General features: G+C 69.8%; 19 protein-coding genes and 1 pseudogene. 13 read left to right on the top strand and 7 right to left on the bottom strand.

The features are described from left to right. The first annotated feature begins 133 nt into the window (after positions 1–133). Both J5X75_RS37885 and J5X75_RS37880 read left to right on the top strand, forming a co-directional pair. A complete protein-coding gene (locus J5X75_RS37885) occupies positions 134–1,378 on the top strand; it encodes an ABC transporter substrate-binding protein (RefSeq protein ID WP_208472531.1) in 1,245 nt (414 codons plus the stop codon). Continuing rightward, positions 1,375–4,458 carry an alpha-L-rhamnosidase gene (locus J5X75_RS37880; protein WP_208472530.1) on the top strand — a complete coding sequence of 1,028 codons (3,084 nt, stop codon included), beginning with the start codon at positions 1,375–1,377 and terminating at the stop codon, positions 4,456–4,458. The genes J5X75_RS37885 and J5X75_RS37880 overlap by 4 nt, the downstream gene beginning before the upstream one ends. Here J5X75_RS37880 and J5X75_RS37875 read toward each other — a convergent pair whose 3' ends face one another. Continuing rightward, positions 4,459–6,099, bottom strand: coding sequence for a glycoside hydrolase family 9 protein (locus J5X75_RS37875; RefSeq protein WP_208472529.1), 1,641 nt, complete (start codon positions 6,097–6,099; stop codon positions 4,459–4,461). It lies immediately after the preceding gene. Positions 6,100–6,555: 456 nt separating this feature from the next. Here J5X75_RS37875 and cutA point away from each other — a divergent pair, with 456 nt between their 5' ends. Beyond that, on the top strand, positions 6,556–6,918 hold the full coding sequence (gene cutA / locus J5X75_RS37870; protein WP_208472528.1) for a divalent-cation tolerance protein CutA: 363 nt from the start codon (positions 6,556–6,558) through the stop codon (positions 6,916–6,918). Here cutA and J5X75_RS37865 read toward each other — a convergent pair. Next, positions 6,915–8,234 (bottom strand): NsdA family TPR-like regulatory protein, encoded by a 1,320-nt coding sequence (locus tag J5X75_RS37865; RefSeq protein ID WP_208472527.1) that lies wholly within the window; start codon positions 8,232–8,234, stop codon positions 6,915–6,917. The two genes, cutA and J5X75_RS37865, sit on opposite strands and share 4 nt — an antisense overlap. A gap of 361 nt (positions 8,235–8,595) precedes the next feature. Here J5X75_RS37865 and J5X75_RS45030 point away from each other — a divergent pair, with 361 nt between their 5' ends. Both J5X75_RS45030 and J5X75_RS37855 read left to right on the top strand, forming a co-directional pair. Then, the gene (locus J5X75_RS45030; protein WP_238490658.1) at positions 8,596–8,964 is read left to right on the top strand and encodes a hypothetical protein; all 369 of its coding nucleotides are present in this window, start codon (positions 8,596–8,598) and stop codon (positions 8,962–8,964) included. Between the two features lie 56 nt (positions 8,965–9,020). Then, the gene (locus J5X75_RS37855; RefSeq protein ID WP_208472525.1) at positions 9,021–10,454 is read left to right on the top strand and encodes a UDP-N-acetylmuramate--L-alanine ligase; all 1,434 of its coding nucleotides are present in this window, start codon (positions 9,021–9,023) and stop codon (positions 10,452–10,454) included. Positions 10,455–10,507: 53 nt separating this feature from the next. On the opposite strand, the gene J5X75_RS37850 is transcribed toward J5X75_RS37855, so the two are convergent. Both J5X75_RS37850 and J5X75_RS37845 read right to left on the bottom strand, forming a co-directional pair. Then, the gene (locus J5X75_RS37850; protein ID WP_307798520.1) at positions 10,508–11,806 is read right to left on the bottom strand and encodes a UDP-N-acetylmuramoyl-tripeptide--D-alanyl-D-alanine ligase; all 1,299 of its coding nucleotides are present in this window, start codon (positions 11,804–11,806) and stop codon (positions 10,508–10,510) included. 226 nt (positions 11,807–12,032) lie between these two features. After that, positions 12,033–12,626, bottom strand: a complete 594-nt coding sequence (locus tag J5X75_RS37845) for a dihydrofolate reductase family protein (RefSeq protein WP_208472523.1) — start codon at positions 12,624–12,626, stop codon at positions 12,033–12,035. 318 nt (positions 12,627–12,944) lie between these two features. On the opposite strand from J5X75_RS37845, the gene J5X75_RS37840 reads away from it, so the two are divergent. Beyond that, complete coding sequence (locus tag J5X75_RS37840; RefSeq protein WP_208472521.1) at positions 12,945–13,421, top strand: DUF6209 family protein; 477 nt, start codon at positions 12,945–12,947, stop codon at positions 13,419–13,421. Positions 13,422–13,424: 3 nt separating this feature from the next. On the opposite strand, the gene J5X75_RS37835 is transcribed toward J5X75_RS37840, so the two are convergent. Continuing rightward, entirely contained in the window at positions 13,425–13,919 is a 495-nt protein-coding gene (locus J5X75_RS37835; RefSeq protein WP_208472519.1) for a nuclear transport factor 2 family protein, read from the bottom strand. Positions 13,920–14,010: 91 nt separating this feature from the next. Between J5X75_RS37835 and J5X75_RS37830 the strand changes: the two genes are divergently transcribed. Next, positions 14,011–14,865 carry a LysR family transcriptional regulator gene (locus tag J5X75_RS37830; protein WP_307798519.1) on the top strand — a complete coding sequence of 285 codons (855 nt, stop codon included), beginning with the start codon at positions 14,011–14,013 and terminating at the stop codon, positions 14,863–14,865. Between the two features lie 33 nt (positions 14,866–14,898). On the opposite strand, the gene J5X75_RS37825 is transcribed toward J5X75_RS37830, so the two are convergent. Beyond that, on the bottom strand, positions 14,899–15,765 hold the full coding sequence (locus J5X75_RS37825) for a TIGR03620 family F420-dependent LLM class oxidoreductase (protein WP_208472515.1): 867 nt from the start codon (positions 15,763–15,765) through the stop codon (positions 14,899–14,901). 182 nt (positions 15,766–15,947) lie between these two features. Between J5X75_RS37825 and J5X75_RS37820 the strand changes: the two genes are divergently transcribed. Then, positions 15,948–16,274, top strand: coding sequence for an ArsR/SmtB family transcription factor (locus J5X75_RS37820; protein WP_238490657.1), 327 nt, complete (start codon positions 15,948–15,950; stop codon positions 16,272–16,274). Between the two features lie 24 nt (positions 16,275–16,298). Here J5X75_RS37820 and J5X75_RS37815 read toward each other — a convergent pair whose 3' ends face one another. Then, entirely contained in the window at positions 16,299–17,396 is a 1,098-nt protein-coding gene (locus J5X75_RS37815; RefSeq protein ID WP_208472512.1) for a serine hydrolase domain-containing protein, read from the bottom strand. Between the two features lie 274 nt (positions 17,397–17,670). Between J5X75_RS37815 and J5X75_RS45745 the strand changes: the two genes are divergently transcribed. From J5X75_RS45745 to J5X75_RS37790, 5 genes and pseudogenes are all read left to right on the top strand, one after another. After that, positions 17,671–17,946, top strand: coding sequence for a cellulose binding domain-containing protein (locus tag J5X75_RS45745; RefSeq protein WP_208472510.1), 276 nt, complete (start codon positions 17,671–17,673; stop codon positions 17,944–17,946). A gap of 62 nt (positions 17,947–18,008) precedes the next feature. After that, on the top strand, positions 18,009–19,493 hold the full coding sequence (locus J5X75_RS37805; RefSeq protein WP_208472508.1) for a glycoside hydrolase family 43 protein: 1,485 nt from the start codon (positions 18,009–18,011) through the stop codon (positions 19,491–19,493). A gap of 10 nt (positions 19,494–19,503) precedes the next feature. Continuing rightward, positions 19,504–19,593, top strand: a pseudogene (locus tag J5X75_RS46490) (hypothetical protein); the annotation flags it as partial. Between the two features lie 22 nt (positions 19,594–19,615). Beyond that, positions 19,616–20,524 carry a substrate-binding domain-containing protein gene (locus J5X75_RS37795; RefSeq protein ID WP_307798518.1) on the top strand — a complete coding sequence of 303 codons (909 nt, stop codon included), beginning with the start codon at positions 19,616–19,618 and terminating at the stop codon, positions 20,522–20,524. A gap of 184 nt (positions 20,525–20,708) precedes the next feature. Further along, positions 20,709–21,317 carry an LGFP repeat-containing protein gene (locus J5X75_RS37790; protein WP_208472503.1) on the top strand — a complete coding sequence of 203 codons (609 nt, stop codon included), beginning with the start codon at positions 20,709–20,711 and terminating at the stop codon, positions 21,315–21,317. The last annotated feature ends 73 nt before the right edge of the window (positions 21,318–21,390 follow it).

Here is a 21,390-nt window from a genome sequence, read left to right as displayed (position 1 = left end):
CCAGGCCATCGGGAACGGCAGGGCGGCCACTCCTTCGGAACCACCCAACGGCAAGAAACCATCAGCCACACCCCACCGTCCCGGGCATCCGGGGCATCAACCCCAGACAATCAACAACCTTATGGAGGAGATCATGAGAAGAGTTCTCGCCGCGGTCGCGGCAGCGTCCCTGCTCGCCGCCTGCTCCAGCGGCACCGACTCCCATTCCGGCGACAACCAGACCCTGACCATCGCCTCGGTCGACCAGGGCTCGATCGAGAAGGTCGTCGAGGCGTTCAAGGCCGCCAATCCCGGCGTCACCGTCAACCTCACCACCAGCGGCGCCGACCAGTACCAGCAGCAGATCCGTACCCAGCTGGCCTCCGGCACCGCGCCGGACGTGATGACCGTGTGGCCCGGCAACGGCAACCCCGGCGCCACCTACGTCCTCGCCGAACCGGGCTACCTGCTCGACCTGTCCGACCAGCCGTGGGCCGCCGAACTGCCGGACGCGTTCCAGAAGGTCGCCCGGTACGAGGGCAAGACCTACAACGCGGTCTTCGGGCTCAACGGCATCGGCGCCGTCTACAACGACCAGGCCATGACCGAGGCCGGGCTGACCGCACCCGGCACCTGGACCGACCTGCTCGCCTTCTGCAAGGCCGCCGCCGGCAAGGGCACCCCCGCCTTCGCCCTCGGCATCCAGGACAACTGGGTCACCCAGATCGCCCTCTACGCCCTGGTCGCCACCACCGTCTACAGCGCCGACCGGGACTTCGACACCAGGATGGCCGCCGGGCAGGCCACCTTCGCCGGCTCGCGGTGGACCACCGCGATGGCCAAATACCAGGAGATGGACGCCGCCGGCTGCTTCCAGAAGGACCCCCTCGGCACCGGCTACGAGGCCAGCCAGACCCTCGCCGCCACCGGGAAGACCCTCGGCATCATCCAGGGCAACTGGATCATCGGGCTGCTCAAGCAGAAGAACCCGTCCGGCACCTTCACCATGAAGGCGCTGCCCGCCACCGACGACCCGGCGTCGTTCCTCATGCCCGCCGCGGCCGGCGCCGGCTACGGCGTCAACGCCAAGGCCGAGAACCGGGAACTGGCCCTCAGGTTCATCACGTTCGTCATGTCGCCAGCGGGCATGGCGACGTTCAACGAGGCCCAGGGCAGCCTGCCGACACTGCCGGGCGCCGGAACGACCGTCGACCCCGGCCTGGCCGAGCTGACCACGTACGTCGAGGGCGACCGGACCGTGCCGTTCATGGACCAGCTCTGGCCCAACGCCAAGGTGCAGCAGACCATGCTCAGCGGCCTGCAGGAGGTCTTCAGCGACCAGACCGGCGCGGACCGGGTCCTCGAGGACATGGACACCGACTACCAGGCGGGATCATGAAACGGCGTACCGCACTCGGACTGTCCCTCGCCGTGCCCTCCGCACCGTTGCTCACCGGTGGCCCCGCCCGAGCCGGCGACCCCGGCCCCCGTGTGGTCGGGTTGCGCGTCGACGGCCGCGACGACCAGCCGCTCGGACTCGACAGCCCGAACCCGGTGTTCAGCTGGCGGTTCGCCGAGACGTCGTCGCCGGCCGCGGACCGGCAGACCGCCTACCAGATCCGCGTCCACGGCCCCGGCCTGCTCTGGGACTCCGGCCGAATCGGCTCGGCGGTCCAGTCCGGAGTCCGCTACGACGGTCCAGCGCTGCGGTCGCGGCAGCGGCTGAGCTGGCGGGTCCGTGCCTGGGACGCCGACGGCCACGCCACCGGCTGGAGCCGGACGTCGACCTGGGAGACCGGCCTGCTGCGCCAGGAGGACTGGGGCGCCGCCCGCTGGATCGAATACCCGGGACGCGCCGAGACCCAGCCGATGCCGATCTTCGCCCGGCAGTTCACCACCGACCCGCGCCGCCGGGTCGTCCGCGCGCGGCTCTACCTGTCCGGCGTCGGCATGCACCTGGCCACCGTCAACGGCCGGACCCTGTCGGACGAGGTGCTCGCACCCGGCTACGCCAACTACCAGCTCTCCAGCGAGTACCGCGTCCACGACATCACCGGTCGACTGCGCAAAGGCGACAACACCATCGGGGTACGGCTGGGCAACGGTCCCGCCTACGTCCGGCGCGGCGTCACCAACCCGGCGGCCGGCCGGACCGCCCCCTATTCGTGGTGGCAGAGCCAGCTCAAGGGCAGCGGCACGCTCACCGGCGGCGCCGAGGCCGGTGCCACCACGGTCACCGTGAGCAGCGTGGCCGGCTACCACGTCGGCGGCACCGTCAACGTCGACACCGGCGACGGCGGCGACAACCTCGAATCGCGGGTCATCACGGCGATCGGCGCCGACCGCATCACCTTCACGCCCGGCCTGACCAAGCCGCATCCCGCCGGCGCCACGGTCACCGGCTCCGGCAACAACATCGCGGCCGGCGATCCCAGCGCCGGAGCGGCCGTCACCCCGCGCCTCATCGCACGGCTCGAGATCACGTACGCCCATGGCCCGGAAACGGTGATCGTCTCGGACCGCGAGTGGCGCACCGCGCTGGGCCCGCTGATCACCGACGCCTGGTACTCCGGATCCGACGTCGACGCCCGCCGCGACCAGCCCGGCTGGGACCGGCCCGGATCCGACCTGTCGGCCACCGCCCGGCGGCGCGACGGCACGCCCACCGGGTGGATCGCCGCCGGCATCGCGCCGCCGCCGAACCTCGCCACCCGGCTCGTCGCGCGCGCCGCGCCGCCGATCACGATCGCCGACTCGTTCACGCCCGTCTCGGTGACCAACCCGGCCCCCGGTACGTGGGTGTTCGACTTCGGTCAGAACATCGTCGGATTCCCGCTGCTGCGTCTCGCCCCGGGACTACCGGCGGGCACCACGGTCCGGATCTCACCGGCCGAGTCGCTCGCGGCCGACGGCACGGTCGACCAGGCGTCGCTCAAGGGCGGCGGCGGCAGCCGGGGTGTGGACCTGTTCAACACCTACACCACGGCCGGGCTGCGCGGCGGTGAGACGTGGCGGCCGGACTTCAACTACTTCGGCATGCAGTGGGTGCAGGTCACCGGCCTGCCGCTCGACTACCTGCCGACCCGGGAGACGATCACCGGGCTGCGGGTGCAGGCCGAGACCCCGATCGCCGGCGCGGTGACCACGTCCAACGCCCGGGTCAACCGGCTCCACCGGATGGCCTGGTACTCGTTCGCCGGCAACATGATGAGCGTCTTCACCGACTGCCCGGGACGGGAGAAGCTGTCCTACCCGGCCGACTACACGATGCCGATGGGCTCGATCCACCGCGACTTCGACCTCTCCGCCTACCTGCGTACCCACGAGCGGCACCTGGTCGAAGGACAATCACTCGCGGACACCCCGATGCGCGGCAACGTGGCCCTCAAAACCCCGGTCTACGACTGGGGCTACACCGGACGGTTCGGCGACGAGATCAACTGGGGTGACGCGATCATCCTGGTGCCGGGATTCCTGCACCGGCTCTACGGCGACGTCTCCACCGCCGAGCGGTACTACCCGCGGATGGTGGCGTTCGCCGACTACATCGCCCGGCAGAAGGCGGTCGGCAACATCGTCGACGCGGCACTGGCCGACTGGGTGTCGGCCGAACCGGTCTCCGGGAGGATCACCGGAACCTGGGGCTACCACCTCATGATCAAGGAGCTGGCGTCGCTGGCGGAGCTGACCGGCCACACCGACGACGCGGCCGCCTACGCGGCGCTCGCGGCCGACATCAGGACGGCCTTCAACAACGCCTTCTGGGACCCGGTCCGGCGGCTCTACGCGGACAACGGCGCTGTCTCCCCGTCGGCGCAGGCCCTCGCGCTCGACGCCGGGCTCGTTCCCGAGACCGAACGGCGAGCGGTCCTCGACGCTCTGGTGGCGATGATCTACGCGTTCCCTCCGAACGGCGACGGCCCGCACTTCAGCGGCGGCACCATCGGCATGGCGCCGACCGTGCGGGCGCTCTCCGCGGGCGGCCGCGACGATGTGCTCTGGGACCTCATCCACACCGAAGGGCAGCCCGGCTACGGCTACTTCCTGGAGTCCACCGCCGCCAACCCGGGCGGCATGACGACCATGGGGGAGCGGTGGACCCGCGGCGACTCCAAGAACCACATGATCCTCGCCCAGATCGAGGAGTGGTTCCACGCCGGTCTGGCCGGCATCCGGGCCGCCGACGGCGCCATCGCCTACCGGGACCTGGTCGTCCAGCCCAAGGTGGTCGGTGACCTGACGTACGTGAAAGGCCACTACAGCACACCGCAGGGCACCGCCCGATCGGAGTGGAGACGCGACGGCGACCGGCTGCGGCTGACCGTCACCGTCCCGCCGAACACCACCGCCACGATTCACGTGCCCACCCTCGGCGGCCGCGTCGCCGGCACCCCGCGCCGCGCGACGTTCCTGCGCGACGAGGACGGCTACGCCGTCTACCGGGTGCCGCCCGGCACCTACACCTTCCGTACGACGTGATCAGCCGAGTTCGGCGGCGAAGGCGGCGACCCAGGCCAGGGGAGCGTTCCAGTTGATCGTCAGCTCGTTCGTCGACCAGGAATGGATGTCGTCGATGTAGCACAGTTGGCCCACCCTGCCGGCCAGCCGGGCCTGCGCCATCTCGTCCTGCAGCCCGGTGTTCGGGCCGCCGGCCAGGGTGCCCTTCGGCGGGTGCGGCAGGGTGGGGTCGAGCTGGTGGGCGTACCAGCGGCTGTGCTGGTTCCTCGCGAAGTCGGTGCCGTAACCGGTCACGTAGGACAGGTTCAGCGCGTTGCGGCCGAGGATGTAGTCCAAACCCTCCAGCACGCCGTCGCGGTAACGGGACTCGCCGGTCAGGTCGTATGCCACGGCCAGCACCATCAGATTGTTGAGCACCATGCTGTTGGAACCCCAGTCCCACCGGTTTCCCGGTGGGGCGTAGGCGATCGCGTACGGATGGGCCGCCTGGACGGCGAGGTACTCGTCGGCGCCGGCGAGCACCGAAGCGCGCACGTCGGCGAGGCCGGGCAACTCGCTGGGAGTCAGGGCCAGGGCGAGGCGGGCGGCGGCCGCGGTGGCCGCCCAGTCGAACGCGTACGGTCCGAACACGTCCGCGGTGTGCAGCGGGGACGCCAGCACCGCGTCGGCGTACCGGTGCTCGCCGGTGGTCAGGAACAGCTCGGCCGCCGCCCAGTAGAACTCGTCACGTACGTCGTCGTCGTTGTAGGGGCCGCCGCCGACGGTGTCCTCGACCGGCGCGTACCGGATCGGGTTCGTCTCGGCCGCCGTGTAGGCGGTCCGCGCGGCGGCGAGCAGGCGTTGCGCGTAGTCCGCGTCGTACTTGCCGAAGATCCGTGCCCCCTGGGCGGCGACGGCGGCCAGGTTCAGTGTGGCCGCCGTGGATATCGGGCGCAGCTCGCGTGGTTGCGGATCGAGGTGCGGCAGGGTCGGCAGCGGGGTCCACGCGCGGTCGTGCATCTTGTGGTGCACCAGGCCGGTCGGCGCCTGCATGCGCAGCAGGAAGTCCAGCTCCCAGCGCACCTCGTTGAGCAGGTCGGGCACCCCGTTGCCGCTCTCCGGCAGGTCGAGGGTCAGCTCGCCGAGGCCGCCGCGGTGCTCGAAGGCGTGCAACAGCTGCCACACCGTGATGCCGCCGTTGACCACGTACTTGCCCTGGTCGCCGGCGTCGTACCAGCCGCCGCGCACGTCCAGGCGGTAGTCGCCGGCGTCCGGGCCGCACGGGACGTCACGGTCGCCGAGGTGCCCGGCCGGGCGGCCGTAGCCGGGCCGCAGGTCCTCGCGGATCTCGATGCCGCTGCGCTGGCAGTAGAAGAACCGCAGCGCGTCGGCGCGCAGCGGGCCGTAGAGGCCCGGTGCGACGGCGAACGGCCGGCTGGTCGCGCCGTCCGCGGTCAGCGTGAAACCGGTGCCGGTCCGCTGGTGCTCGCCGAAGTCGATGGTGTGCACGTTCTGCCCGGAGGAGACGTCGATGCCGCGCGGTTCGGTGGCCCCGGTCGCGACGACCCGGCCCGCGCCGTCGGCGAGCTCCCAGGTCAGCACGTCGGTGGCGTCGGTGACCAGCGTTGCCCGCTTCGGCCCCGACGGAAGGTATCCCCACTGGTTGACCGCGACGCTCGACATGCTTGGGAACGCTCCCAGCCGGTGGGCCCGCTGTCAAACCCTCAGCGCCCGTCCCGTCGGCCAGAGCTCTGTCACGGGTCGAGCTCCGCGGGTCTCTCACACCATTTCCGGTACGTGCACCGCCGCCCCGCCCGACACCCTGGGCGTCATCGCTCCCACACTGCGTGAGGGTACCTTCCCCGACTAGCTGCTCGAACGCCGCAAGCGGGCCGAGGCCGCGCCGACTTCGGTCGTGGTGACCCGCTACCTGCTCGGCGACGGCCTGCCCGTAAGACGGCAGGGCCGCCCCAGATGGGACGGAGACTCCCCAATGCGGCCGTCTGCTATAGAACCTCACCGAAGCCGTCAACCGGGTGGCCCGCCCACCGCAGGTGCCTCAAGGATCGGCCAGAGTCCGAAGCCGCCACCCGGCCGCGACCGTCGGCGGACGCCCCCGATGGCCGCGACAATGAATCCATGACCGCTCTCGGACCCAACGTTCAGAAACCAACCACAGAGTTCATCGAGGTAAGCACTGCTACCGAGACTAGAGAAGCCGCTGTCGCGCTGGCTCGGATGGCCGTCGAGTCCCGCCTTGCCGCTGGGGCACAGATCATCGGGCCTGTCATCTCGGCGTTCTGGCACCTCGGCGAATTCGGGACCGGCGAAGAATGGAGACTCGTCCTGCGGACACGGTTCGAACTGTTCGACGTCTTGCGAACCGAGTTGATGAAGCATCATCCGTGGCAGAATCCCGAAATTGTTGCGACGCCGATTCTCGCGGGCTCGATGGAGTGCCTTGAATGGATTAGAGCATCAACGCGGGATACAGGAAGCTAGGCGTTGACCTTTTCGAACATCTCCGTAACCCCGGGAACGTTTCGGTATTCGCTTAGTCTCCGTAGGGCCCGGGAAAGTTGCTGCCGTGGCCGGACCGAGGCGACCCCTGCCGTGAGGTCGAGTGCCCGGCTGACGGTGGCGGCCGATTCCTCGACTTCTCCGGCATTCAGATACGAGTCCGCCAACCACGACAGGTAGAGCGCCTTGTCACGAGCGTATGCGTCGTCGAAATCGGCAAGAACGGTCTTCAGGATCGGTACGGCCCGGAGCGGTCGCCGCAATTCCGTCCAGCAACGTCCTGCCATGATCTGTAGCTCGTTCTCGTCGACCCAGGCCGACCAATCAGGGCCCGGTTCCTGCCCGCCGGCCACGAGTGCCCGCCGGGCGTCGTCGAGTGCTCGGGCTGTCTCATTGGCGTTACCGGCGATGGCGTGTGCCCAGGCGCGACGTTCGTGAAGCAGGGCACCCGCTGAGCCGACAGCCGCGACGCCAGCCACCTCGCATGATGCCGTGGCGAGTTGGACAGCGACAGCCGGATCCGCCTGGATCCGCAGGTAAGCAAGGAACGCGAACGCGTTGCCTGCGAGCAGCGGCTCACCGGCCTGCTCGGCCGCCGCGCGGCTTGTCTCATAGAGCCGCACAGCTTCGGCGTGGTCGCCGGCGTCGAACGCGGCCCACCCCGCCTGTTGGGCTTGCTCGGCCAGCACCGACAACAGTTCGCGGCCAGTCGCATCCGAGTACACCCCGTCCTTGATGAGATCCTTCGTAGCCGCGTACTCGCCAGCGTAGATACGGAATGTGTCGCCACCACCGAGCACATTGTCAAGGCGTCTGAGGCGCGCCGTACGTTCCCTCAGGACAGCCGGAAAATGCGAACCAACTCGACATTTTCCGTTTTCCAGCCGAAGGCCAACCGCAAATCCCGTGCTGACAGTGGCAGCCTTGAGGAAGTCTCTGCGGTGCACGGAAATGCCTCCATCCCGTTGAGCATCGGCAAGTAGATGCAGGCTTTCGTGCTGTGGGAAGAACTCCCAGAATCGAGGAGCAAGGCCTATCATCCAACCAGGGATGAGTAGAGCGTCAGAAATTTGCGCGATTTTCTCATACGACGTGACACTTCCCACCCCGCGCGCCAACGCGCCCACACGCTCGGGCTTGATCCCGCACGCTTCGCCGATCTTGGAGTAACTGATTCCCGCCCACTTCTTCACCAGGGCGAAGACCCGGCCGAAGTCGTGTCGCGCCAGGGCTTCCCGAACATCGGTCCGATCAAGTACGTGCGCCGGTATTCCGGTTGCCGCCCTGTCCGCCTTCACTCGTAGGCCTCCTCCCGGTTGGCCCCGCCACCCCCATCATGGGTACCCCCGCGCTGGGGAAGAGAGCAGCCCCTACCAGCGTGCATCGTGGATCCACATTGAAATGTCACACGGCCGGGGAGATCAATGCTAGGCGTAGCAATCATGTTCTTCGTGTTCGGCTCCGCGACCGAACTCCTCTCAGACATGGCCGTGCGCCAACGCGGAGGACAGCATGTCGGGGAACACCTATTACGCGGTATCGGCCGAGCAACTGCTCAGCAGGGCTCAGACGACGCTTGATGAGCACGTGACGTCGAGTGCGACGGGGCGTTGTCTGGCGTGTGATTCGCCAGGGCCGTGTTGGCGGCGGGAGAGCGCGGTGGCGATCTTCTCGCGGAGTTCGCGGCTGCCGGTCCGCCAGCCTGGGGCGAGCCGGCCGGAGCTCACGGACCCGTACGTTCCGTCGCGGCCGGACTGGAACTGCAAGGCCCCGGGCTGCGGGCAGCCGTGGCCGTGCGAGACCGAGAAGGCTGAGTTGCTGTGGACCTTCCGGGAGGCGCGGCTGGTGTTGCGCATGTATTTGGCCGCGCACATGCAGGACGCCATTGACGACGCGGTACGCCACCCGTTCGACGTGGACATCGACTTCTGGCCTCGCTTCCTGGGTTGGGTGCCCTCCGTGGCACCGCACCCGGCAGGCCCTGAGGCCGGATCAGGACCGGCGGGCGCGACCGGTTTCCCCTGCTAGTCGCACCCGCCACTTCCTGAGATTCCCATTTCTGGTTCTACGAGAGGAATGACGTCATGGCCGATACGGTCACCGGCAATCCCACCATCGGCGCGTACACCGGCCCCATCGACCTGAGCCGTCCGCACTTCGTCGGCGTCGGCGGATCGGCGATGTCCGGGCTCGCCCAACTCTGCGCTGCACGCGGTGCCCTGGTCAGCGGCACCGACGCCGCCGACTCCGAGCGCATCACCGCATTGCGGGCGGCCGGCTGCAAAGTCGAGATCGGACACGACCCACACGCCATCGAGGGCACATCGTGCGTCGTCTACACCACCGTCGCCCAGCACGCACCCGAAGTCGCAGCCGCACGCGTCCAAGGTATCCCGGTCGTCCACCGCGCACAGGTGCTGCGGGAACTGGCGGGCCGCCATCTGGTCGCGGTGGCGGGCACGCACGGCAAGTCGACCACCACCGGGATCCTGGTCGCGGCCCTGCGGCAGCTCGGGCAGGATCCGTCCTTCGTCGTCGGCGCGGACCTGGACGTTCCCGGGTCGGGCGCTTACCACGGTAGTGGCGGGTTGTTCGTGGCGGAGGCTGACGAGTCGGACCGGTCCTTCCACTTTCTGGAACCGGCGGCCGCGGTCATCACGACGATCGCGCACGACCATCCGGAGAATTTCGACGGTCTCGATTCCCACCTGATCGCGTACGTGACCTTCGCGGCTCGTCTCCAGCACGGCGGTGTGCTGGTCGCCAACGCCGACGAACCGGCTAGCAGCGACGTGCTCGCCCGGGTCCGACGACTGCGTCCGGACGTGCGGGTGGTGACATTCGGCCAGTCCGTGCGGGCCGACGTGCGATTCGGCCCTGTCGACCGGCACGGCTGGCAAAGCACGACCGAGGTTCACGCCGGGAACGGCCGTGGTGTGCTGCGGCTCGGCACACCGTCGATCCACCACGTCCAAGACGCGGTAGCGGCCGTGGCGCTGCTGGTCGCCCGCGGCTACCCGATCGACACGGCCACCCGGGCGGCCTCGGCCTTCATGGGGGTGCGGCGCCGGTTCACGCCGGTCGGGGCGGCGGGCGAGGTCACGGTGGTCGACTGCTACGCCGACCACCACAACGAGATCGCCGCCGACCTCGAAGCAGCCCGATTACTGGCCGGCGACCGTCAGGTGCTCGCGGTGGTCCAACCCTCGGGGTATGCCCGGGTTCGGACGTTCGGACGACAGATGGGCGCGGTCCTGGCGGTCGGCGCCGACTGCACGATCATGCTGGACGTCCACGGCGCCGACCCGATCCCCGACGTCTCGTCCGCGCTGGTCGCAGAGGCCGCGATCGCGGCCGGCGGCCACGTCCGCTACGCCACCGGCCACCAGCCCACCGACCTGGTCGCCGGCATCGCACGGCCGGGCGACGTGATTGTCCTGCTCGGCACCGGCGATGTCAGCGGCCTGGCAGCACCGATCCTGACGCGGCTTCGGGAAACCGCCGGCCAATACGTGTAGAGCACCCGTCTTGTAAGCGGGACGTCCTCGTAAGCGGGGGCGTCCCGTTCTGCTCAGCCTCGGGCCAGCAGAATCGGGGCCAGCGACATCAGCCCGACACCGTTGGACCCCTTCAACAGCACCACATCCCCCGGCCGCACCCGCTCAGCCAGCACCGACCCGGCCGCATCACGGTCGACCGCATGCACCGTGGTGATCCCTGCCTTCGCCGCGATCTCGCCCAACTGGGCGGCATCGTCGTTGCCCACGCTGACCAGTAGGTCCACACCCAGCTCAGCGACGGCCTGACCCACCTCGATGTGATCAGCCGCCGAGGTCTCGCCCAGTTCGTTCATCTGGCCCAGCACCGCCACGGTGCGCCGATCCTGAGCGATGGTCTTGAGCGCCTTCAATGCCGCGATCATCGACACCGGACTGGCGTTGTAGGCGTCGTTGATCACTGTGGTCCCGTCCGCCGCTTCCGCGACCTGCATCCGCCCGTCCGACACCGGCTCAGCACCACTCAACGCGTCGGCGACCAGGGCCACGTCATCGGTGAAGTGCAACGCCACAGCAGCCGCCGCGAGGGCGTTCGGCACCAGATGTTCGCCATGCAGCCGCAGCGTCACCGCGGACTTCCCCTGAGGCGTGCGCAGAGTAAACGAGGCCCGCCCGACCACATCCAAGGTGATCCTCTCGGCACGAACAACCGCCTGCGGGCCGCGCCCGAACGTGACGACCTTCGCCGCTGTCCGGCTCGCCATCGCGGCCACCAGCGGATCATCGGAGTTGAGCACCGCCGCACCGTCCGCGGCCAAGGCCTCCACCAGCTCGCCCTTGGCCACGGCGATCGCCTCCCGGCTGCCGAACTCACCCAGGTGAGCGGTGCCGACGTTCAAAACCACGCCGACCTGCGGCCGCACCACCGAGGTCAGGTAAGCGATGTCGCCGACATGCCGGGCTCCCATCTCCAACACCAGAAACCGGGCGTCCGGGGTTAGCCGGGAGACGTTCTCCGGCATCCCGACCTCACTGTTGCGGTTACCGGGCGGCGCGGTCGTCGGCCCCAGCTTCGACAGCACCTGCCCGATCAGGTCCTTGGTAGTGGTCTTGCCGACCGACCCGGTCACCCCGACCACCGCGAGATCCGGCAGCCGCTGCACCAGGAACGTCGCCAGCCGACCATACGCGGCCGACACATCCGGCACGACGATCGCGGGCACACCCACCGGCCGGGCCGCCAGTACGCCCACCGCTCCGGACTCCATCGCCTGAGCCGCGAACGTGTGGCCATCGACCCGGGCACCGACCAGCGCCACATACAGACTGCCCGGCTCAACATGACGCGAGTCGAACGTGACCAGGCCGGTCACCCGACCAGACGAATCGGCGTCGTGGAGAGTCCCACCGACAGCGGCAGCGATCTCAGCAAGAGTCAGAGGCAGCACCCTGGCACATTACCGCCCGCTGGTCTCGGAACGTGTCAAGGCTGTGAGGCCGTAGTAGTCATACGGCCTTGTGGCCGGTCCGTTGATGGTGAACGTCGACGAACTGGCCGGAGCTGTACCGGGTCGCCTCCCGGGGTGAGAATAGGGCGGCTCAACGTCTGACCGTGTAGTGCAGGTGGAGTACGCGGTCGCCCTGGACCACGGCGTCGGGATCGTCGAGGAGGACGGTGCCGGTGTGGTTGCCGAAGAAGCGCACCCCGGCGCCGAACACCACCGGTACGACGTCCATCGCCACCTCGTCGACGAGGCCCGCCGCGAACGCCTGGCCGCCGACGTCGCCCGCCGTCACGCACACCAGGCCGTCTCCGGACAGGTCTTTCGCGAGTGCGATACCGGCCTCGACGGAGCCCGCCGTGTGGAACGGCGCGTCGGGGAACCGGGCGAGCCACTCCTCGGGCAGCGGCCGGTGGGTGATGACGACCAGATGGTCACCGGCTGCCGGCACTCCCGCCCAGCCGTCGGTGTAGTCGAACAGGTGGCGGCCGATCACGGTACATCGGACGGCGTCCCAGAACGGCTGCACATGGGCCGCGGAGGCGCGGCTGACGTCGAACGACCACGTGTCGTTCGGGCGCACGGTCACGTCACCGTTGCCGTACCAGTCGAACAGTGGCCCGACCGAGCCGTCGGGGTGGGCGATGTATCCGTCCACCGAGACCACGGCCTGCATGACGACTCTTGCCATCGCGATCACTTCCTGCGTCGAGGGCGTCCGGCATTCGATCCTTCCAGGAAATGGCCGCCGGTCGCCCGTACCTCTTCTGAAAGTTCTTGCAGTGTGGTTCGTTCGACGGCCGGCAGTGACTAAGCGCACCTTGTTCATCAATGTACTTTTTGAACGCCCGAGACCTCTGTCGAATCGCTTCCGTTCATGACGTCAAGACCCTTGAGGGCTGCCGCACGTGATGATCGGCGTTGACTGGATCTGAAAGAACTTGCAGGATTCGCTGTGGTGTCGCGGCGAGTGCGGCACACACCACAGCGATCTGCGAGGAGCAAAGCGATGCATGGCATCAACCCGAGGCGCCGCCGGACCCTCGCGGCCGTCATCCAGATCCCCACGCTTAGCCTGGTGGCCCTGGCCGCGGTGGCGGCGCCGGCCGAAGCCGCGACCATCGCCGCCGCCACCCCCGTCCTGCACTTCGGGGCGGACGGGACCGAGTGGACGGAGGGCACCCTGGAAGCCGGCCGGCCCGTCCTGGTCGACTACGACCTGGCGAGACTCACCCGGTGCCGCAGCCAGTACGCCGGCGGCGACGCCTGGAGCATCAGTGTCCACTACCGCGTCGACGGTGGCCCGATCCAGCGGAAGGTGGTCACCCGCCTCGACGAGACCCGGCACAACGTCAAGGCGCCGGCCAGTATCGACCTGCCGGTCGGCGGCAAGGACCTGGAGCTGTGGTTCCAGGGCAACGACCGGACCGGCTGCACGGAGTACGACTCCCAATACGGCGCCAACTACCACTACACCGTCTCGTAAGGGTCATCCGCCGAAGATGGCGGCCGGATCGCCGGTGTACCAGACGTTCTCGATGACCATCCGCCGCACGACCCATCGGCGCCCGTCCCGCACGAGGTCGACGTCGTAGCGGTTCTTGAGCAGCGCGTGTACGGAGTGGTCGGCGGTGAGAAGGTGCTGTGCCTCGACGAGCGCCGTCAACGAGGCGCTGTCGTCGCCGACACGTACCCGCGGGTTCGTGACGACGTGCGTGGTGTCCACGCGGCCGGCGAAGTCGGTGAGGATCGTGTCGACGATGGTGTCGCGGCCGACCATCACCGGGATGTCGGCGCCCCATCGCCTCGCGGCGGGCCGGAAGTCCAGCTCCGCGGACTCGGCGAACGCGGAGGCGAAGAGGTCGCGGTCGGCGAGGTCCTGCCCGAGGCCGAAACGGTAGAGGGCGTCGACGATCTCGATCCGGTCGCGCAGGTCGGCATCGGTGTCGCCGGTGGACAGGGCACGGTCTTCGGTGACGTACATGGCCTCCACGATCGTGAGTCGACGAGTCCGTGACAACGCCGACCTGTGCAACGATCGTGAAGCTCTGCTTCACGATCGAGGGGCGGGAACCGTGGAACGGCACGAGATCGAGGTCTTCCTGGCCCTGGCCGAGGAGCTGCATTTCGGCCAGGCCGGGCGGCGGCTCGGCGTCACGACGACGCGGGTCAGCCAGGTCGTGCGGGTGCTCGAACGGCGCGTCGGCGTGCCGCTGTTCGAGCGCACCAGCCGCCGGGTGACGCTCACCCCGACCGGTCGTCGGCTTTACGAAGACCTCAAGCCGGCGTACGACGGGGTCGTGGCGGCGATGGCACGAGCCGTCGCGCACGGCCGTGGGCTCACCGGAACGCTGCGGGTCGGCTACGTCGGCGCGGCGGCGGGCCAGCTCGTCATGACCGTGGCGAAGCGGTTCCGGCGTGGACACCCGGACTGCGCGGTCGAGGCCCGGGAGGTGCAGTCCGGCGGCGCCGTCGAGCGCCTGCACGCGGACCAGATCGACGTGCTCGTCGGCTGTCTCCCACTGGACCGGCCGGGGCTCACCGTCGGCCCCGTTCTGCTGACCGAGCAGCGGATGCTCGCCGTCCCGGCCGGCCACCCGTTCGCGCGGGCGGCGGCCCTGTCGGTCAAGGATCTCGCCCGTGTCCGCCTGGTCACGGCGCCGTGCTCACTTTCCGCGGTCGCCCCCGCAGGGGACGCGCCTACCGCCGAGACGTTCCAGGAGGTGTTGACGCTCGTGGGCGCGGGGCAGGGGGCGTTCGTCGTCGGCGAGCACGTCACCCGCTTCTACACCCGCCCCGACGTGGTCTACGTGCCGCTGCGGGACGCGCCGCCGTTGTGCTGGGGTCCGGTGTGGCCCACCGGGCGGGAGACGGCGCGGGTCCGGGCTTTCGTGGCGGCCGCGGACCGCTGCGCCCGGGCCGCGGCATGACGGCCCGGGCATCACGCGGCGGCTTCTCCGCGATCAGGCCTGATCGAGGTCGAGCAGGGCGGCCAGCCGCCGCCACTCGGCCAGAGGCAGTCGGCGCGGGGAGCCCTCCTCGGTGAGGACCTGGACCGCCACGTGGTCGGCGCCCGCGTCCAGGTGGGCGTCGATGCCGGTGCGGACCCGGTCGTCGTCGCCCCACACGACGGCCGCGTCGATGAACCGGTCGCTGCCCGCACCGGCCAGATCCGAGTCGTCCTGCCCGTACCGGATCAGCTGCCGGGTGTAGTTGGGCAACTGTAGATAGATCCGCAGCGCCCGCCGGCCCGCCGTGCGGGCCACGGCCGGGTCCGTGCCGAGGAAGACCTTCTGTTCCGGTACGAGCAGCGGCCCGTCCCCGAGGATCCGGCGCGCCTCGGCCGTGTGCGCGGGCGGCATCAGGTACGGCAGGGCGCCGGCGGTCAGCTCAGCCGCCGTCCGCAGGGTCTTCGGGCCGAGCGCGGCGATCATCCGCTCCTTCGCCGGCACGTCGGACAGCGGGCCGGTGAGGAAGTCCCGCAGCCGGGTCAGCGGGCGGGTGTAGGCCTGGCCGCGGGACTCGGCGGTCGGAGCGTGCCCCGAGCCCACGCCGAGATAGAACCGGCCGGGGTACGCCTGCCGGATCCGTGCGTGCGAGGCCGCCAGCCGGTCGCCGTCGCTGGTCCAGATGTCCACGATGCTGGTGCCGACCGTGAGGCTGCTGGTGGCGGCGAGGATCGCCTCGGCCAGCGCCAGGTCGTCAGCGGGGCTGCCGCCGACCCAGAACGCCCCGAAGCCCAGGTGTTCGATCTCGCGGGCGGCCTCCGCGACCGCGTCCGGGTCGGTCGGCCAGATGCCGGCGGGCGCCCATAGCCCGTACCGTCGCATGGTCTTCTCCTGTCGTCAGGCGATGAGCAGCACGCGGCCGAAGGCCGCATCGGGGAGGGGAGCCGTCGTCGTGGTTGACGGCCGCCTTCACCATGCCCGGGTAGTACGATGATGTTCGTACAAAGGGCGACGTTAGTACGATGAGCGGCGTACTTCAAGCGCGACTTTGCGGAGAGCCATCGATGCGTACCCTGGAGCATCCGAGCCCGGAGAACTTCCGCCTGGACACGATCCTGTCCGCGCTCGCCGATCCGATCCGCCGCATGATCGTGTGCCGGCTCGCCGACGGTCAGCATAAGCAGGCCTGTCTGTCGTTCGGGCTCCCGGTCGGCAAGTCCACCTCCACCCACCACTTCCGGGTGCTGCGCGAGGCCGGCCTCATCGAGCAGCGCTACCAGGGCACCGCCATCCTGAATTCGCTGCGCACCGCCGACCTCGAATCCCGTTTCCCCGGCCTGCTGCCCGCCATCCTGGCCAGCGCCCGTCGCGACTCCGAACCCGTGGTCTGAGCCGCTCCGGGCGCCGGCCGCGCCCTACGGCAGGAACACCGCCTGGATCAGGCCGCCCAGCGCCGGGGGGAACACCTCCGCCGGGTCGCGGTCCCCGGTGGTCAGCGACGCGGTCAGGGTCTTACGGCCATCGGGTGTGCTGATCATCAGTGCCCCGTAGCCGCCGGGGGCGCCGCCGTTGTGGTGCACGATGGTGCCGTTGCCCGGGCCCAGATCCTGCACCCACAACCCCAGACCGATATGAAATTTTCCGTACGGCGTGAGCATCTCGGCCAGCATCGAAGCCGGCAGCAGCCGGCCGCCCAGCAGCGCGGAGACGAAGGTGCTGAGGTCACCCGCCGTCGAGATCAGGTCACCGGCGCCGGCCAGCAGGGACGGGTTCTGGCGGCTGACGTCGACCACCTTCCACTCGTCGCCGTCCTGGTAGCGGTAGTAGCCGTGGGCGTGCGCGCCGGGCAGGTCCGGCGAGGTGGCCGACACCACGGTGCCCGACAGCCCGAGCGGCCCGAGGATGCGCCGTCGCGCCTCTTCCGCGTACGAACGCCCGGTGACCTTCTCGATCAGCAGCAGGGCCACCGTGTAGTTGGTGTTGGAGTAGCTCTGGTCGGTGTCCGGCTCGAACCGTGCCGGCTGGGCCAGCGCGAACCGCACCAGTTCCTCGGACCGGTAGGTGTGGAACCGGTTGTCCACCCAGTCCTTGCCCTGGGAGGGCAGCCCCATCCGGAACGTTCCGTCGGCGTCGGGCTCGCCGGTGTAGTTGTAGAGCCCGCTGGTGTGCCGCAGCAGCATCCGGACGGTGATCCGCTCGTCCAGCCCGAGGTCGGGAAGGTGGCCGGCCACCGGGTCGTCCAGTCCGAGTTCACCGTCGGCGACCAGTTGCAGCACGAGGGTGGCGGTGAACGTCTTCATCACGCTGCCCGCCCAGACCTGTCCGCCGGCCGGCGGCCCGGCGGTCCCGCCCAACTCGCTCACCCCGGCGCGGCCGACCCAGTCGCCCTGATCGTCGTGGATGCGCATCTCCACGCTGGCGAAGCCGGCGTCCACGAAGGTCTCCAGGATCTGCTGCAGCTCCGGACGCTCCTGGCCGGTGGTGATCGGGGTCGCGGTGTCGAAACTCGGCATCGTGTTCTCCTCAGGTCGAGCCCCGTCGGCGGGGGCGGATGTCGTGGCTGTCGTCGTCGAGCCGTTCACGAGAACCACGATCGCCGGGGCCCCTGACACCGGACGGTCATCGCTCTGACACGGCCGCTGACACGACGCCGCCGACGCCGACGCCAGCGGAACCCACACCTGACCTCGGGGGAGGGTAGCGCTTTCATAGGCGGACATGAATGGTGCTGGTAGGGTGCCCGAAACCGGAAACTTTCCAAGCCTGCCGTGAAAGAGGAAGAACCTCATGAACGTGCGGAGCACACGAAGAACGCGATCCCGCGCGGGTCTGGTCGCCGTCCTCCCGGCCGTCCCGCTGGTCGCGGGCGTGACGACGGCGACCAGTGCGCAGGCGGCCACCGGCTGCCGGGTGACGTATGCGGTGTCGGCGCAATGGCCCGGCGGGTTCACCGCCGACGTACGGGTGACCGATGTGGGCGACCCGATCACCGGCTGGAGCCTGGGCTGGACGTTCGCCGCCGGGCAGCGGGCGCCGAGCATGGCGTTGAGCTTGTCGGCGTAGCTGTTGCCGACCTGGACCGTGAGATCGGAAAGTTCCGCTACCACGTGGGAGAAGAAGACCGGATGACCTTCACCAACCCGGTGATCGCCGGCATGCATCCGGACCCCAGCGTCTGCCGGGTCGGCGACGACTACTACCTCGCCTGCTCCAGCTTCGAGTACTTTCCCGGCGTACCGATCTTCCACAGCCGCGACCTGGTCAACTGGGAGCAGATCGGCAACGCCCTGGACCGCCCCGGCCAGCTGACCCTGCCGCCGGGCACACCCTCCTCGGGCGGCGTCTACGCGCCGACGCTGCGCCACCACGACGGACGGTTCTGGCTGATCACCACCAACGTCGCACCCGGCGGCGGCTCCATGATCCTCACCGCGGACGACGCCCGCGGCCCCTGGTCGGATCCGGTCCCCGTGCCGGGCATCGGCATCGACCCCGACCTCGCCTGGGACGACGACGGCAACTGCTGGTGCACCTACGCCGGCATCTCCCAGATACGCCTCGACCCCACCACCGGCCGCACCCTCGACGGCCCGCACCGCCTGTGGTCCGGCGGCCCGCACGCCCAGGCGCCGGAAGCCCCGCACCTCTACCGGATCGGCGAACACTGGTACCTGCTGATCGCCGAAGGCGGAACCGAACGGGGACACGCCATCTCGATCGCCCGCGCCACCTCACCGAACGGGCCGTTCGAGCCCTGCCCGGCGAACCCGATCCTGACCCACCGGGGCAGCAACCGGCCCATCCAGAACACCGGCCACGCCGACCTCGTCCAAGGGCCCGACGGCTCCTGGTGGATGGTCCTGCTCGGAGTGCGGCCCGGCGGCGGCACCCCCGGCTGGCACGTGCTCGGCCGGGAAACCTACCTGGTGCCCGTCGCGTGGACCGACGGATGGCCGGCGCCCGGCGACCTCACGCCCGAGATGACCGCACCCTGGCCCGTGCCGCCACCGGCCCCGCCGCAGGTCCGCGACGACTTCGACGACCTCGACCTGCATCCCCGGTGGATCTCGGTACGATCCCGGCCGGCCGGAAGCTGGTCCACCACCGACCGGCCCGGCTGGCTCGCCCTGCACGCCCGCGGCCCCTCCCTCGACAATCCCGGCGTCACCTTCGTCGGCCGGCGCCAGCAACATCCCTCCTGCCGGGTACGGGTCCTGCTCGATCCCGGGGCGGGACGCGGTGGCCTGGCCGTACGCCTCGACGAACGTCACCACTACGAGCTGGAGGCCGGTGACGGCATCGTGCGCGTCACCGCCCGCCTCGGCTCCGTGCTGCACACCGTGACCACCAGGCCGCTGGCCGCCGGGCCCGTGCGGCTGCGCATCGACGTCATCGCCACCCCCGACGGCCACTGGCACCCCACCCAAGGGCCGGACGAACTGCACCTCGGGATCGAGACCGCGGACGGTACGTTCCAGACGCTGGCCCAGCTCGACGGGCGATATCTGTCGACCGAGGTGGCCGGCGGCTTCACCGGGCGCGTGATCGGCATGTTCGCCACCGCGGGTACGGTCCTGTTCGACTGGTTCGACTACGAGCCGATCCGGTGAGGGAGAACCAGTGACCGAGCAGCCGCCGGCCGGCACCGTCAAACCGGTCACCATCTCCTACATCGCACAGACCGCCGGCGTCTCCATCCCGACCGTCTCCAAAGTCATCAACGGCCGCTCCGGTGTCGCCGCCGAGACCCGGGGCCCGCGTCGAGGCGCTGATCAGCCAGTACGGCTACCGCAAGTCCAACCCGGTCCAGCGCACCAACCTCATGGAACTGGTCGTCGGCGACCTCGAGCACATGTGGGGCCTCGAGATCATCCGCGGCGTGCAGCGCGTCGTCCGTGAGCACCGCGTCGGCCTGGTGCTCACCGAGTTCGGCCCCGACCGCAACACGATCCACTACTGGATCGACGACACCATCGCCCGCCGGTCCGACTGCATCGTCACGGTCGCCCAGCTCTCCGACAGCGAGCAGAACCAGCTTCGCGCGCGGGGCATCCCGTTCGTCGTACTGGATCCGGCCAGCGAGTTCCCCGAGGACGTCCCGTTCGTCGGCGCGACCAACTGGGCCGGCGGCCGCTCGGCCACCCGCCACCTGGCCGGGCTCGGGCACCGCGACATCGCCATGGTCAGCGGCCCCGGCCACCTCTTCTGCCAGGCGCGGCTGGACGGGCACCGCTCCGCCCTGCAGGCGGCCGGCCTGCCGACACGCGACCAGGACGTCGTCCGCGCGCCGCTCACCGAGGAGGGCGGCCACCGCGCGGCGCTGGAACTCCTGGACCGTCCGCAACGGCCCACCGCCATCTTCGCCGGCAACGACCTGCAGGCGGTCGGCGTCTACCGGGCGGCACGCGAACGCGCACTGCGCATCCCGGACGACCTGAGCGTGGTCGGCTTCGACGACCTGCCGGTCGCGGCGATGCTCCACCCGGCGCTGACCACCGTGCACCAGCCGCTCACCGAGATGGCCATGGCCGCGACCGAGCTGGCACTCGCCCTCGGCCGCGGCGAACCCGTCTCGCAGACCGGCATCGAACTCGCGACGAAACTCGTCATCCGCGAAAGCACCGCCCCGCCCGGGCGGTGAACCGTCGTCCCGGCCGCCGGGCCGGACCGCCGCGGGCCGCGTCCCGCCGGCTCGGGTGATCCGGCAGATCAGCGGTCCTTCCGGCCGGGGCCGTGCCGAACCTCCGCCGGCCGCGAGCCCTGGGTGGTATGCCTACCTTTTCGGAGTTCGCGAAAGGTAAAAGCCGGACTATTTGGAGGATGCGATGTTCAAGCGGCTGATTTTCGGTGTTGCCACCATGTCGGCGAGCCTTGCGGTGAGCGCGATGATCGGTTCCGCGCCGGCGCGTGCGGGTGAGGGCAGTTATCACTGCGGCGTTCTCGTCTACGGCGCGATCGAGGACAAGTACCTGTCGCTCAACGCGCAGAACGGGAAACTCGGCTGTCCCACGACGACGGAGGCGGACGCGGCGGGAGGCGGCCGGCAACAGTGGTTCCGGGGCGGCAGCGTCTTCTGGCATTCGCGTACCGGCGCGCACGTCGTGTGGGGAGCGATCCTCCAGAAATGGGGGCAGTACGGGCGTGAGGGTGGCTACGGCTACCCGGTCACCGACGAAATGACCACACCTGACGGCGTCGGCCGCTACAACCACTTCGAACGTGGCGGCTCGATCTACTGGACGCCGGCGACCGGCGCGCATCCCGTCTACGGCGCCATTCGCAGCCAGTGGGCGGCGAAGGGCTGGGAACGCGGTTGTCTGCGCTACCCGATCGCGGACGAGGCGGACACCCCGGGCGGCGGCGGCCGGTACCAGCTGTTCCAGGGCGGCACGATGTACTGGACCTCGAACGGCGGGGCGCACGCCACCTGCTGAGCGTCATGTCGCAACGATGTCGGGCCGCCGATCACCGACGGTGGTGGTGGCGGCCCGCGCCGGGAAGCCGGGT

Origin of the sequence: Actinoplanes flavus (genome assembly GCF_017592555.1) — a bacterium.
Taxonomy (GTDB): domain Bacteria; phylum Actinomycetota; class Actinomycetes; order Mycobacteriales; family Micromonosporaceae; genus Actinoplanes; species Actinoplanes flavus.
This window is presented reverse-complemented; position numbering and strand designations above follow the sequence as displayed.